At 39.1% G+C, this 12,496-nt stretch carries 17 protein-coding genes and 1 tRNA gene; 3 read left to right on the forward strand and 15 right to left on the reverse strand.

Annotated elements, in window-relative coordinates:
* Positions 1-121: 121 nt before the first annotated feature.
* A complete protein-coding gene (locus CWB77_RS17785; protein ID WP_138623851.1) occupies positions 122-1,423 on the reverse strand; it encodes an outer membrane protein transport protein in 1,302 nt (433 codons plus the stop codon).
* A gap of 282 nt (positions 1,424-1,705) precedes the next feature.
* On the opposite strand from CWB77_RS17785, the gene CWB77_RS18635 reads away from it, so the two are divergent.
* Positions 1,706-2,029: a hypothetical protein gene (locus CWB77_RS18635; protein WP_036980007.1), complete on the forward strand. Its 324-nt coding sequence runs from the start codon at positions 1,706-1,708 to the stop codon at positions 2,027-2,029.
* On the opposite strand, the gene CWB77_RS17795 is transcribed toward CWB77_RS18635, so the two are convergent.
* Together CWB77_RS17795 and CWB77_RS17800 are read right to left on the reverse strand one after the other, a co-directional pair.
* Positions 1,989-3,206, reverse strand: a complete 1,218-nt coding sequence (locus CWB77_RS17795; RefSeq protein ID WP_138623853.1) for a cyclic di-GMP phosphodiesterase — start codon at positions 3,204-3,206, stop codon at positions 1,989-1,991. The genes CWB77_RS18635 and CWB77_RS17795 overlap by 41 nt on opposite strands.
* A gap of 270 nt (positions 3,207-3,476) precedes the next feature.
* Positions 3,477-3,551, reverse strand: a tRNA-Arg gene (locus CWB77_RS17800).
* Between the two features lie 237 nt (positions 3,552-3,788).
* Between CWB77_RS17800 and CWB77_RS17805 the strand changes: the two genes are divergently transcribed.
* Positions 3,789-3,971: a hypothetical protein gene (locus CWB77_RS17805; protein ID WP_010390860.1), complete on the forward strand. Its 183-nt coding sequence runs from the start codon at positions 3,789-3,791 to the stop codon at positions 3,969-3,971.
* A gap of 36 nt (positions 3,972-4,007) precedes the next feature.
* Here the strand turns inward: CWB77_RS17805 and CWB77_RS17810 are convergent, their stop codons facing one another.
* Genes CWB77_RS17810 through CWB77_RS17820 form a run of 3 tightly spaced genes read right to left on the reverse strand, consistent with a single transcriptional unit; the run spans position 4,008 to position 5,708 of the window.
* On the reverse strand, positions 4,008-4,799 hold the full coding sequence (locus CWB77_RS17810; protein WP_054202244.1) for a phosphotransferase: 792 nt from the start codon (positions 4,797-4,799) through the stop codon (positions 4,008-4,010).
* Between the two features lie 8 nt (positions 4,800-4,807).
* Complete coding sequence (pnuC, locus tag CWB77_RS17815; protein ID WP_010390857.1) at positions 4,808-5,431, reverse strand: nicotinamide riboside transporter PnuC; 624 nt, start codon at positions 5,429-5,431, stop codon at positions 4,808-4,810.
* Between the two features lie 25 nt (positions 5,432-5,456).
* On the reverse strand, positions 5,457-5,708 hold the full coding sequence (locus CWB77_RS17820) for a hypothetical protein (RefSeq protein WP_010390856.1): 252 nt from the start codon (positions 5,706-5,708) through the stop codon (positions 5,457-5,459).
* A 100-nt stretch (positions 5,709-5,808) separates the two neighbouring features.
* Here CWB77_RS17820 and CWB77_RS17825 point away from each other — a divergent pair, with 100 nt between their 5' ends.
* Positions 5,809-6,048, forward strand: coding sequence for a DUF2960 domain-containing protein (locus CWB77_RS17825; protein WP_004588463.1), 240 nt, complete (start codon positions 5,809-5,811; stop codon positions 6,046-6,048).
* A 71-nt stretch (positions 6,049-6,119) separates the two neighbouring features.
* Here the strand turns inward: CWB77_RS17825 and alr are convergent, their stop codons facing one another.
* The 9 genes from alr to rpsF all read right to left on the reverse strand — a co-directional run bounded on the left by alr (position 6,120) and on the right by rpsF (position 12,319).
* Positions 6,120-7,199, reverse strand: coding sequence for an alanine racemase (gene alr / locus CWB77_RS17830; protein ID WP_138623855.1), 1,080 nt, complete (start codon positions 7,197-7,199; stop codon positions 6,120-6,122).
* Positions 7,199-8,578 (reverse strand): replicative DNA helicase, encoded by a 1,380-nt coding sequence (dnaB, locus tag CWB77_RS17835; protein ID WP_010390854.1) that lies wholly within the window; start codon positions 8,576-8,578, stop codon positions 7,199-7,201. Before dnaB ends, alr begins: the two co-directional genes overlap by 1 nt.
* Positions 8,579-8,691: 113 nt before the next feature.
* Positions 8,692-9,630, reverse strand: coding sequence for a DUF4097 family beta strand repeat-containing protein (locus CWB77_RS17840; protein WP_010390853.1), 939 nt, complete (start codon positions 9,628-9,630; stop codon positions 8,692-8,694).
* Positions 9,631-9,639: 9 nt separating this feature from the next.
* Complete coding sequence (locus tag CWB77_RS17845) at positions 9,640-10,125, reverse strand: hypothetical protein (RefSeq protein WP_013464154.1); 486 nt, start codon at positions 10,123-10,125, stop codon at positions 9,640-9,642.
* Complete coding sequence (locus CWB77_RS17850; protein ID WP_138571404.1) at positions 10,112-10,663, reverse strand: RNA polymerase sigma factor; 552 nt, start codon at positions 10,661-10,663, stop codon at positions 10,112-10,114. Before CWB77_RS17850 ends, CWB77_RS17845 begins: the two co-directional genes overlap by 14 nt.
* Positions 10,664-10,887: 224 nt before the next feature.
* Positions 10,888-11,340 (reverse strand): 50S ribosomal protein L9, encoded by a 453-nt coding sequence (rplI, locus tag CWB77_RS17855; protein ID WP_008110407.1) that lies wholly within the window; start codon positions 11,338-11,340, stop codon positions 10,888-10,890.
* A gap of 36 nt (positions 11,341-11,376) precedes the next feature.
* The gene (rpsR, locus tag CWB77_RS17860; protein ID WP_002962753.1) at positions 11,377-11,604 is read right to left on the reverse strand and encodes a 30S ribosomal protein S18; all 228 of its coding nucleotides are present in this window, start codon (positions 11,602-11,604) and stop codon (positions 11,377-11,379) included.
* A 12-nt stretch (positions 11,605-11,616) separates the two neighbouring features.
* Entirely contained in the window at positions 11,617-11,934 is a 318-nt protein-coding gene (priB, locus tag CWB77_RS17865; protein ID WP_008466122.1) for a primosomal replication protein N, read from the reverse strand.
* Between the two features lie 43 nt (positions 11,935-11,977).
* Positions 11,978-12,319: a 30S ribosomal protein S6 gene (gene rpsF / locus CWB77_RS17870; protein ID WP_008110420.1), complete on the reverse strand. Its 342-nt coding sequence runs from the start codon at positions 12,317-12,319 to the stop codon at positions 11,978-11,980.
* Between the last annotated feature and the right edge of the window lie 177 nt (positions 12,320-12,496).

The raw sequence follows: 12,496 nt of genomic DNA on the forward strand, positions 1-12,496 counted from the left end.
TAGGAAACAGTTAATTTATTAGTATAAAAAAAGCCGCTTACTGCATTTGCTGTAAGCGGCTTTTTTTGTCTAGGCTCTAGGCTCTAGGCTCTAGGCTCTAGGCTCTAGGCTCTAGGCAGAATTAGAATGTGTAGTTGTACTGAGCACCTAATAATACTGCATGACCTTTTGATTCAAAAGACCATTGCTGTGGTAGTGTTTCGCTTTCTACTTTTTCAGTAAAGTTTTGTGTTTTACCACGTAATACGCTCACACCTAAATCAATATTTGAGTTTTGATCAATCGCATAGTTACCACCAAACGAGAACCAAAAACGGTCTGTATCAGGGATAGAAATTGATAAATGCTGTTGTGATACTGGTGATTCATCAAACGCAAAACCAGCACGAAGCATTAAATTTTCACTGTACTGGTAATCAGTACCGATTGAGTAACGCATTGCATCAGAGAAATTTTCTGTTTTTTCAAACGCACTGAACTTGCTACCTGTAGGTGCAGTAACTTGTGCTTCTAATGAGTCAAAGCTGCTCCAACCTGTCCATAATACGCTGTAGTGAACGCCTAGCTTTTCATCTAACTGGTGAGAACCCGAGAACTCAGCAATTGCTGGTAGTGTAATTTCAACTGAGCCAGGTAATTCAACTTGACCGTTTAACCCACCAGGAATAAATGAAGGTAGTTCATTCGAGTACTCACCTTCAAAAGTAATATCTGTTTCTGTACGGTAATTAAAACCAAAGCGGCTATTTTCATCTAATTGGTACATTAAACCAACGTTTAAGCCGTAACCCATGTCATCACCTTCAAGGTGAACAGCATCAGCACTTGCAGGAATAGATGCAATAGCAGGGTTTACAGGAGGTACTACGCCAAACTTACGAATAATCTTCGCTTCTGCATAAATTGCATTTAAACCAATACCAAAACTGAACTGCTCAGATACTTTATAAGCAACACTTGCGTTCATGTTTACAGTAACAATTTCAGTTTCACCAGCAATTTGGCCAGCTGCGTAATCATCGTTAAACTCAGTGGCAAGGCCAAAGTTAGAAAATGCACCAAAACCAACCGATACTTTATCGTTTACTGGCATAGTGAAATAACCAGCAGGAATAATCGCGCTAGGTGCGATGCTGTCATCATCTAGTACGCTGTTATCTAAACCGTAGGCATTACCTGTGCCTTTTAGGCTAACATCAGGAATGACAGCCATAGCTGCAACGCTAAGTTGCTTCTCTTTAAACAACGTCATTAACGCTGGGTTACGAGCAACCACAGAGGCATCATCTGCTACAGACGCTTCACCTGCGTATGCACGACCTAAACCAGATACATTTTGCTCAGCAAGTTGAAAAGCCGCTGCAAAGGTATCAGCTGAAACAAATGCCAGCGATGCAGCAATAAGAGTTTTAGTAAATTTCATTGTTGTGTCCTTAGCCAAACTTACTGTTTGGATAGCTATGTGTGTTGTTATTAGAGTTTCAAACCCGCGTACACTACCTTAATTTTTTATAAAAAACCCTACCAAAACGTTAAAAAAGGCCAAAAAACACGTTTTTTAACGACAATTTAACAACTATTTAAAACTCATCGGAGCAGAAGTATGGTATTAGAGTATATACTCTAATGATATTAATTCTCATTTGCATTGACTTAACTTGCGTTGCAATTTACACTGCCAATAAAATCACCAAGGGAGAAAACAGTGATCATTTTACTTATTGTTACAGCGCTTACTTTTTGTGGCTTAAGTGTTTATTTCTTTTATAAAGCAAATTATTGCGCGTGTACGCAGGCAGGTAAATGTGACAACCCAGTTAATCTCTATTGGTTAGCAGCCATTAGCATGGCAATTATTTCTTTGGTTTTTTGCTGCTTAGCGCTGCATGTAGAATTAGGCACATTACTGTGGATAACGTTAATGGGAAATTGCTTTTTAGGTGGGTATATTTCTGCTAAAACAAACAGAAAAAGACGATGCAAAAATACTAAAGCAGTAAATGCTCTTTTAAAAGTCGAGGTAAGTTAATTTTATAATCAGCTGGTTTTACACTTGCTTGTATTTTTATTTCATTATTATTTGAGCTCAAATCAATATCTTTTGCGGTAACATGATGGTTATGTTTTGCGTTATAAAAAAGCTTAACTTTAGGTTTAATTGGGTTTGAATGATTACCTTCTAGCACCAAGGCCAAACGCTCATTGGTTAACTTAACAATAGTACCCACCGGGTGAACACCTAAACACTTTATAAATAGCTGTACTAACTCTGCATCAAATAGCTGTTTATTTGCCAACAAATAACGCAGTGCATTTATAGGCTCATCCCCTTCTTGATGAGGTCTGTCTGCGGTGAGCGCATCGTATACGTCAACAATCGCTAAAATCCGAGCAGGACGACTTATCTTGCTGTCATCGACTCCTCGAGGATAACCAGAACCATCAAGGCGCTCATGATGATTTACAATCATATCTAACATTAAAGAGGTGATACCTTTCCCACCTTTTAATAACCCTAAGCTTTGTGCAACATGCTTTTTTATTGCCATCATCTCGTTACCTGTAACTTTACCAGGTTTAGAGAATATTCCTTGAGGTAATTTGGCCTGCCCTAGGTCATGCATTAATGCCCCCATAGCAAGCTCCTGAACAACATCGCGTTTATACCCTAAATACTTAGCGAATACCGCTGTAAAAATGGTGCAGTTGATCATATGACGCCAGTTATAGCTATGCTTATCTTTAATACGAGTTAAAATGGTCATTGCATGTTCATTACGAAATACTGAGCTGACTATTTCATTACTTATCTCATTAAGCGCATCAGTATTCAGTGACAAACCTGAGGTTAAATCACCAAAAATACTTTGTAATTTTCTGTTGTGGGCATCATAACTAACACTGGCTTTGGCAAACTCTTGTTGCAAGCTGACAACTCGCTTTTTACTAGCGGGCTTATCTTGATTTGTAGCTGCGGCTTGTGGTTTTTCTTGTACTTTATATTTAGCCGGTACAGCCACATCACTTTTTGTAAAATCAATAAGAAGCTCTAGTACTCCTTCGGTAATTAAACGCTGAATTATAGATTTATCACGTACCAAACCACTGGTTTTAATTTTTATACCATCAACACTCTCCTGCTGCTTGGTCACGCTATTTACGTACATGCCGGGAATAAGCTCTGATATAGGTAAGGTAACTAACATAAATGTGAGGATTTCTATAATTAAGGAATATTTTCTTTTAATAGCATTATTTAGCTATAAAAGTCTAGCTTTTGAGTTTAGGGTAATAATAAATTATTAACACTAAAATCCTACGACTATTGATATTAAACTATAACCGCAGCACTGAGTATACGCCTAACGGTGTAAATTAGATTGCTACAAATATTATTATTTAACTGAGAATAAAAATAGTGAGTTAATTTAAATAGCTACGATCGTTTTGAAGGGGAGTAAAAAGTAAAACGCAAATGGCGCTCTCGGTAGGGATCGAACCTACAACTCAGCCTCCGGAGGGCCACGTGATATCCATTTCACCACGAGAGCACATTTGTTGCCTCCACATCAACTCGCGATATCAATGCTTTAGCATGCGCAATAATAAAGGCATCTTTGTATAAATACCAGCATGATTCGTTTACATGTCTATAATTTAAGCTAATCACTTAACAAAAGGTAAAAAAAGCGCTATTTATTTATATTCTATAAAAAAACAGTAACGCTTTAGACACATATTATCTATTATTGTCACTGGACGGAAAGATTAAACACGAGGAAGTAATTATGAAGTTAATGTCAACAGAACAAGTTGCTGAGTTTTTAGGAGTTAAAGTCGAGCGAGTTAAACGCTTAACACGAGAAAGCTTACTTATTGCCAAAAGTGAAGATGCTAATGGCGAACCACAGTATGACGCCGATGAAGTAGCTAAATATAAAGAGCTAGCAGCTCGGTTTGGTGGTTTGTAGCTAAACTTATAACTACTTGGGGATAAGCTGGGCTATTTATTGAATTAGATAATCCAGCTGCTCACACAATTTTTTAACCTTATCACTGACACCACGCGCAGAATACCAACAAATACAAAGCACTAAGAATACTACTTGATAACACTTTAACTTTTCTATCGAGGGACTAAAATTACACTCCTGAGGTAAATATGAATGATAGGTTTTCAGTAACTGTGCTTTTTGTATTTGTGTTAACTCAAAACTAACTGCTAATGCAGCTAAATCAAAGTAAACATCGTTAGTTTTAGCGTATTCAAAGTCAATTAAGTACATGCCCTCTGTGTTGAGAATAATATTTTCTTTAACTAAATCATTATGGCAAAAACCGTTATCTCTAGGTTGGCTATAAATATAGACTAAAGCTGATTCAACCCCCTGCTGATATTGCTGATAAAGTTCGGTGTCAGAGTAGTAATCAAGCTCGAACTTAATATCCATTGGCTCTGTTACGATATTATGTTGGTGTAAACTGACCAATTTTTTTATTAGTTCAGATGTGTAGTTGTCTTGCGCTATATCACCGTCAATATATTCAAAAATGGCTAACTTTTTTTCTTCATTGAGCCACATTGGTGCAGGACAAACTTTATACTCTGCAAAGCTTGCTTGCGCTGCTAAGCCTATAGATGGCCAGTGTTCCCGATAACTCTTTAATAGGTAAGCTTGCTGCGCTGTATGGACAAGGAAATTATCGTTACTTAAACCACTATACAAACGCTCACTACTGAGAACATTAAGTTGCGGGTCAAAAGCGCTAAATATAGCGCTTATATTGTCAAAGGTCATTGTGGCTCTTATAGCTGAGCTAGAGGCTTAGCTTGCTCTTGCTCGTACTCTTCATACCAGGTTTTAAACCCCCATGCTGCCATTAGCGTGTAGAAGATAAACAACGCAAGTGTTGGGTAATAGCCTTTTTCGTAATACAAGTACATCGAAGCGGCATCTATCACTATCCAATATAACCAATTCTCCAGCACTTTTTTGGCCACTAAATAAGTAGTAACAACAGCAAAACAAGTGGTAAAACTATCTAAATAGGCAAAATCAGCATGGGTATAATTAGTCATTATATAGCCCAAAATTATCGCAACTAAGGACGTTATACTGATAATGCCAATATGTTGACTTACCCGCCATGATGTAATTGCTAATTCCTGTTTACCTACTCCACTCCTCCTCCATGCTAGCCAGCCATAGACTGCCATATACATATAATAAAAATGCAGCAATGACTCCATTAATAAAGCGCCATTCCAGTACATAATAGTGTAAATTAAGGTACTAAAGAATGCCGCAGGCCAGCACCAAAGGTTTTCTTTGATAGCTAATAAAAGGTAAGTCATAGACAAAGCCACTGCAATATATTCCCAGTGTGACATCGCAGTAAACCCAGCAAGAGTTTGGTTAATAAAGTCCATTATTGGCTCACTAAGCTATTAAGCATTATTCAGGAGAAAGATCACCAGAAAGAAATTTACAAACAAAAATAGCCTTGCCAAACTCTTCGTATGAACGTTTTATTTCAGTACTAAGTACCGACATTACTAAGTCATAGTCACCAAAAATTTGCGTCGACAATGTGTTTGTAATCACTTTTAAATCATCATAGGTATTTAACCGGTCAATAAATCCTTTAATAAAGGGAATATAATCTTGATGAAGCGGGTATTTACTGATCTCTACTGATAATTTCATTTCAAACTCAACTTTTTAATTATTTGATTTCAACTAATCATTCAACGCAACTTAAATACAGTGTAAAATTACACTAACACTCAATATAACTGAGCTTATTATGGCACGCAGAATTACCTATACTTTTAAAAATCAACCGCGCGAAATTAACTTCGCAAAAGATAAATACCACGATATGTATCAGGCTATTGCGGCTGCTGAGGGTATCGATTTAACTAATTACTTAAACATGGTACGCCAAATTGAAATGACCTCTAAAGGTTCATCGGCGGTACGCAATTTTCGCGACCAAGAGTTTGCACGTATGGGCTTTAGCGATATTTACTTTATAAAAGAGTAACCATACCCAGTAAGCTAGCATCACGATCATGACAGCAATGTAAACTTACTGCATATCTTTAATAATAAACATTAGCGCTGGTACTCATAACTTACACGCGGTGTGATATTACACAATAACTCGTAAGAAATAGTATCAGCACATTGTGCAATCTCTTCTACTGGTAACTCTGGCCCCCACATAATCACTTCATCACCCACCTGGACGTTGTGCTCGTTATTACCTATATCAAGGGTGATCATATCCATAGCTACACTACCCACAATACCGTAACGATGCCCATTAATAATCACGGGTGTGCCTTCTTTCGCATGACGCGGATAACCATCACCATAGCCCAGTGCAACCACAGCCAACACCGTAGATTTATCACTTTGCCAGCGGCCGCCATAGCCTACTTGCTCATGTGCCCCCACATTACGCACTGCTATCACTTTAGTGGTTAAGCGCATTACAGGCTTTAATTGGTGATCTTTACCTGTGTGATTAGCCATAGGCGATACACCATAAAGCATTAGCCCAGGTCTAACCCAATCACCATGGCCACTCGGCCACGCTATAATTCCCGCAGAGTTCGATAAACAATGAGCTTGTTGAACCTTTTGGGTTAAATTATCGAACAAAGTTATTTGCTGCACTGTTTTAGTATTTTTTACATCATCGGCACACGCAAAATGGGTCATTAAGTTTATTTTGTTTTGTGCATTTGGGCTGGCTTGTAGGCGCTGATAAAACATATCAAACTGCTCAGGCGCAATACCTAAACGATGCATGCCGGTATTTATTTTTAACCAGCAATTTAAAGGCGCATCTAGCTGCACACTTTCCAGCATTTTTAGCTGTATCTCGTCATGAATAATAGTTTGAAAATTATTCGCCAGTAAAATAGGTAAGTCTTCTTGATGAAAAAAGCCTTCTAGCAACACAATCGGTTTTGTAAGGCCACCTGCACGCAGCGCTAACGCTTCATCTATACGCGCAACCGCAAATGCATCTGCTTCATTTAAGTGTTGCGCAATAGTGACTAAACCATGCCCATAAGCATTCGCTTTAAGTACGGCCATTACTTTACTATTGGGCGCAAAGCGTTTTACCTGTGCTAGGTTATGTTCAAGCGCGGTTAAATTAATTTCAGCAGTGGCTAAGCGCATTAGTAATCATCATCTACAGCAGGCCCCGCGTAATTATCAAAGCGAGAGAATTGACCTTGGAAGGTTAGGCGCACTTTACCAATCGGACCGTTACGCTGTTTACCGATAATAATTTCGGCAATGCCTTTTTCAGTACTGTCTTCGTTATAGACTTCATCACGATAAATAAACATGATCAAATCGGCATCTTGCTCAATAGAGCCCGACTCACGTAAATCTGAGTTAATTGGACGTTTATCAGCACGTTGCTCTAGAGTACGGTTAAGCTGCGATAGAGCAACAACCGGACACTGCAACTCTTTTGCTAATGCTTTGAGTGAGCGTGAAATTTCGGCAATTTCTAAGGTACGGTTATCTGACAAGCTAGGTACACGCATTAATTGCAGGTAATCGACCATGATCATACTAATACCACCATGATCACGTGCTATACGACGTGCACGTGAGCGAACATCGGTAGGTGTTAAGCCTGAGGCATCATCAACGTACATTTTGCCTTTTTCCATGAGTAATCCCATGGTTGATGAAAGGCGCGCCCAGTCATCGTCATCTAGCTGACCAGTACGTACTTTAGTTTGGTTAATTCGGCCAAGGGACGCCAGCATCCTCATCATAATTTGTTCAGAGGGCATCTCTAGTGAGTAAATAAGCACTGGCTTGTCTTGAGTCATTGCGGCATGTTCAGCAAGGTTCATCGCAAAAGTGGTTTTACCCATTGATGGACGCGCTGCCACAATAATTAAATCAGATGGCTGCAAGCCTGTAGTCATTTTATCAAGATCAGCATAACCCGTGCTCACACCGGTCACACCATCTTGTGGTGATTGATAAAGCTCTTCTATTTTATCAACGGTTTTTTCAAGTATGTTGTGAATGCTTTGTGGGCCTTCACTACTTTTTGTACGCTGCTCAGCAATTTTAAATACTTTACTTTCAGCAAAATCAAGTAAGTCGTGGCTAGTACGCCCTTCAGGATTAAAGCCCGCTTCGGCTATTTCATTGGCAACACCAATCATTTCACGAACAACGGCGCGCTCGCGAACAATACTTGCGTAAGCGTCAATATTGGCAGCACTTGGGGTGTTTTTTGCTATTTCGGCTAAATACGCAAATCCACCAATACCTGACAGCTGGTTATTTTTTTCTAAACTCTCAGAAATTGTGATTAAGTCAATCGGATCACCAATTTCGGCAAGAGCTGTCATCGCCTCAAAAATAAGCTTATGGGTACGGGTATAAAAATCCTGCGCCACAACAAGTTCAGCTACGCGATCAAATGCTTGGTTATCAAGCATTAAACCACCTAAAACAGATTGTTCAGCTTCTATTGAATGGGGAGGAACTTTAAGAGTGTCGACTTGCTTATCTGGTTTGGCCATAACTTCACAGTACTAAAATTGAATAGCTCTATTCTATCGACTTGGCGGGGCTGTGCAAATAGCAAAGCAGGAAATCTTTTCCTGCTTTTTGTTACTTGAAATAAAATAGCTAATTATTGACGTTTAAGTTCGATAACACCGCTAATAGTATTCATCTCTACACTAGCATCAGTGCCATTAGTATTAAACTTAATTCCACTTGCTGGGCCATATTTGGCTTTTTGTACTTGATCGTTAGTTAACTGGTTGTCAATTTTACCGCCAGCGTGTGCTTCCACCTCAAATTGTGCTGATAAATCAGCAGGGAAATAAAACGCAGCGTTACCACTAACAGATTCAAAACTCACATCAGCATCACTCAGAAGGCGGTTAATTTGTACCTTAACTTCGCCATTAACGGTGCTTATTTGTAACTCTTTAATTGTATCTAAATTAAAGTTAATATCGCCATTTACGTTTTCTAAGCGAATATCATTGGCCGTCGAGTTTGATGTAATATCGCCATTAACCGCACTAAAACGAACTTCACCGCTAGATTGCTGATCATCAATCGAACCATTAACAGTTTCAAATTGAACTTTACCATTAAGTGCTTTTGCCTTGATGTCACCATTTACAGTGGTCAGCTTAATATCGCCATTAAGATCGTTTACTGTAATAGCCCCATTAACTACATCAATTTCAGTACCTTTTTGTAACTCTTTGGCCGTTATAGATGCATTAACACCCACAAATTCTAGCGCACTACTTTTTGGCATAAAAATAGTGAGCGTTGAGCCATTGTTGTTATTATCCCAATTAGAAAGTTCAGGCATTTTCACAATAAACTGGGTTTTATTACCCTGTGTTTTAAGTGTGTAGCCTTGTGCCTTATCATCAAGTTCACCGGTTACTTTAAATTGATTTTTATCCCAACCTGTCACTTTAATATCACCACGCTGGTTTTCAATGTGGATCACCCCAGCATTGGGTACCTCAATTTGCTGATCTATTTTTTCACCAGCAAATACGGCCATGGGTAATAAAGCGATCCCTAATATTATTGCTTTCATTTATTTCTCCTAGATGTGTTGCCAACGCGGTGCATGCACCTTGTTAATTAAGTCGAGTTGTTGTTGATAAACTTGCGCTAACATAGACAATAGCGCCTTGTTTTTCGGTTCATTTTCAAGAGTTTGCTTTATTGCTTGCTCTGCATCTTCAAGTTCTTGTAACTGTACTTGCCAATTGTCGGTCAATGCTGCTTGGCTTTGATATTGCACTAGTAAACTTTGTTTTTGTTTAGTAAAAAACTCACTCATTGCCACTGCAGTATTTGCCTCTGGTACTTTAAATAACAATACTGTGCTGACCAAAACCGCGGTAAAACATGCAGCAATGGCGGTGAGCTTTGGCCAATATTGGTTAGTATTAATAGTGGGCTGATTATTAGCTATTATTGCGCGTTCAATCCCATTCCACAGTTCTTTTTTTGGTGGAATATTTTTATCTAACTGGGTTAAAGACTCATTTAAGTAGTCATCAAAATTTGTTTTATTCATTTTCATACCACTGCTTTAATAATTGCCTTGCACGATGATATTGCGCCTTACTAGAGCCTACCGCCATACCTAACAGGGTTGCAATTTCCTCATGCCTGTAACCTTCTACTGCATAAAGCACAAATACCATTCTTGCGCGCTCAGGCAGTCTAACAATTAATTTATCTAGCCCATTTAATCCGTTACAGTCATGTGCAGCTTGTTCATCCATTCCGCTTTGCTCAAAGCTAATTACTTTATTAAGCCAATGTTTTTGTCTGCGCACATAACTAATAGCAATATTACTGGCGACACTATAAAGCCAAGTGGAAAACTGCGAACGCCCGTCAAATTGCGCTATTTTGCTCCATACTTGCACAAACACTTCTTGGGTAGCATCTTGTGCATACTCCTCATCGGCTATAAGCCTCAGGCATAAGCCATAAACTTTTGCTTTATGCATGTCATAGAGCGCTTTATAGGCTAACTGGTCGCCGTTTTTAACTTGATCAATAAGCATTTGCTGCACTTGATCAGTTATTGGCTGATTAGCGTCCATTAACATCGCAAATTTTTCCTGTTTATAATTATGTAATTGCAATTTAACTTATAAGACGCGCAGAAGAATAGAAAGGTTTAAATGAAATAGAAAATATTTGTAGAAAATGAAGCTTTATTTTAGAAACGTGCTTAATTTTACCCACAACAAACAATTTATTGCTTTGGGTTATAAATTTTAGACACAAAAAAACCGTGCAAAGCACGGTTTTTTTAACTTAATTCTAAAAATTAAGCTTCAGCAATAACGATTACTTTAATAGTAGCTGTTACGTCTGAGTGTACTGCGATTGCAACGTCAAATTCGCCAGTCTCACGGATAGTACCTAGAGGTAAACGAACTTCTGATTTAGCAACTTCAACACCAACAGCTGAGATAGCGTCAGCGATGTCACGAGTACCGATTGAACCGAATAATTTACCTTCGTCACCAGCTTTAGATACTAATGTAACTTCAGCTAATGCTTCAAGTTTGTCAGCGCGTGCTTGTGCTGCAGTTAACTGTTCAGCGATTTTTGCTTCTAGTTCTGCGCGACGTGCGTCAAACGTTTCAATGTTTGCTTTAGTTGCAGGAACTGCCTTACCTTGTGGGAAAAGGAAGTTACGTGCGAAGCCAGATTTAACTACAACCTGGTCACCTAGGCCACCTAGGTTAGCGATCTTATCTAGTAGAATAACTTGCATGTTTCTACACCTTTTAAAAACGTGTTAATCCGCTGCTTACTTATGTAAGTCAGTGTATGGAAGAAGGGCTAAGTAGCGAGCACGCTTAATAGCAGTTGCTAGCTGGCGCTGGTATTTAGCGCTAGTACCTGTGATACGGCTAGGTACGATTTTGCCACTTTCTGTAACATAGTTTCTAAGAGTAGCTAGATCTTTGTAATCGATTTGTTGTACGCCTTCCGCTTTAAAGCGGCAGAACTTACGACGTCTGAAATAACGTGCCATGAGATTAATTCCTCAAATAATTCTTTCTATATGCTGAGCATGCAAAACCAATTGGCTAAGGCCGTTACGACCTTCGTGGCGATTTAAAAAACCACTCACTTGCAATGCCTGCCCAACGTGCAAATGTTGAGTCTGTTGTTGCATTTGCTTACCACTGGCAACCACCTGAAGCCTAACATAACTATTACGGTTAAGATCTGCTTCAACTTGCATTGATTTATGTTCTACAACAAAAATACAATGCGGTATGCCCGCGGGGCTTTGGCTAAACTTGGGTGTTTTACAAACTACCCCCGATATAACCAGCTGATTCGTATATGGGCTAACCATTATAGTAACTGCTGACTACGTGCCATGCTAGGACTCAAAACAATTAAGCAGCTGGTGCTTCTTTCTTCTCTTCTCTTACAAGAGGAGACGCTTCAGTTACAGCGTTTTTAGTACGCATAACTAAGTTACGAAGCACTGCATCGTTGTAGCGGAAAGTAGTTTCTAGCTCGCTGATTACTTCAGTTGGTGCTTCAACGTTCATAAGAACATAATGAGCTTTATGAAGCTTGTTGATTGGGTAAGCCAGTTGACGACGGCCCCAGTCTTCAAGACGGTGGATAGTACCACCTGCTTCAGTGATAGAACCAGTATAACGTTCGATCATACCAGATACTTGCTCACTCTGATCAGGGTGAACCATGAATACGATTTCGTAATGACGCATGGATATTCCTTACGGTTAATAGAGCCTTCTACCGTTTCGGCCGGTCGGTTTAAGGCAAGGAATTAATAGTTTAAAAGCCGAAATGAGCGCGCATTTTACGCTTAGTAGGATAATTAAGCAAGCAGGTTTTTTAAGCTTTGATAGATAAGTGTTAAAGGTTTCGGGTTTCGGGTTTCG

The sequence above is a fragment of the Pseudoalteromonas sp. S1610 genome (genome assembly GCF_005887465.1).
Taxonomy (GTDB): Bacteria; Pseudomonadota; Gammaproteobacteria; order Enterobacterales; family Alteromonadaceae; genus Pseudoalteromonas; species Pseudoalteromonas undina.

Excerpts from the sequence above, each read along its gene's own strand:
- CWB77_RS17810 (WP_054202244.1), bottom strand. The coding sequence starts at position 4,799 with ATGACCTTTGACAATATAAGCGCTATATTTAGCGCTTTTGACCCGCAA.
- rplI (WP_008110407.1), bottom strand. The coding sequence starts at position 11,340 with ATGCAAGTTATTCTACTAGATAAGATCGCTAACCTAGGTGGCCTAGGT.
- CWB77_RS17840 (WP_010390853.1), bottom strand. The coding sequence starts at position 9,630 with ATGAAAGCAATAATATTAGGGATCGCTTTATTACCCATGGCCGTATTT.
- rpsF (WP_008110420.1), bottom strand. The coding sequence starts at position 12,319 with ATGCGTCATTACGAAATCGTATTCATGGTTCACCCTGATCAGAGTGAG.
- CWB77_RS17805 (WP_010390860.1), top strand. The coding sequence starts at position 3,789 with ATGAAGTTAATGTCAACAGAACAAGTTGCTGAGTTTTTAGGAGTTAAA.
- pnuC (WP_010390857.1), bottom strand. The coding sequence starts at position 5,431 with ATGGACTTTATTAACCAAACTCTTGCTGGGTTTACTGCGATGTCACAC.
- priB (WP_008466122.1), bottom strand. The coding sequence starts at position 11,934 with ATGGTTAGCCCATATACGAATCAGCTGGTTATATCGGGGGTAGTTTGT.
- CWB77_RS17850 (WP_138571404.1), bottom strand. The coding sequence starts at position 10,663 with ATGTTAATGGACGCTAATCAGCCAATAACTGATCAAGTGCAGCAAATG.
- dnaB (WP_010390854.1), bottom strand. The coding sequence starts at position 8,578 with ATGGCCAAACCAGATAAGCAAGTCGACACTCTTAAAGTTCCTCCCCAT.
- CWB77_RS17795 (WP_138623853.1), bottom strand. The coding sequence starts at position 3,206 with ATGTTAGTTACCTTACCTATATCAGAGCTTATTCCCGGCATGTACGTA.
- alr (WP_138623855.1), bottom strand. The coding sequence starts at position 7,199 with ATGCGCTTAGCCACTGCTGAAATTAATTTAACCGCGCTTGAACATAAC.
- rpsR (WP_002962753.1), bottom strand. The coding sequence starts at position 11,604 with ATGGCACGTTATTTCAGACGTCGTAAGTTCTGCCGCTTTAAAGCGGAA.
- CWB77_RS17785 (WP_138623851.1), bottom strand. The coding sequence starts at position 1,423 with ATGAAATTTACTAAAACTCTTATTGCTGCATCGCTGGCATTTGTTTCA.
- CWB77_RS17845 (WP_013464154.1), bottom strand. The coding sequence starts at position 10,125 with ATGAAAATGAATAAAACAAATTTTGATGACTACTTAAATGAGTCTTTA.
- CWB77_RS17820 (WP_010390856.1), bottom strand. The coding sequence starts at position 5,708 with ATGAAATTATCAGTAGAGATCAGTAAATACCCGCTTCATCAAGATTAT.
- CWB77_RS17825 (WP_004588463.1), top strand. The coding sequence starts at position 5,809 with ATGGCACGCAGAATTACCTATACTTTTAAAAATCAACCGCGCGAAATT.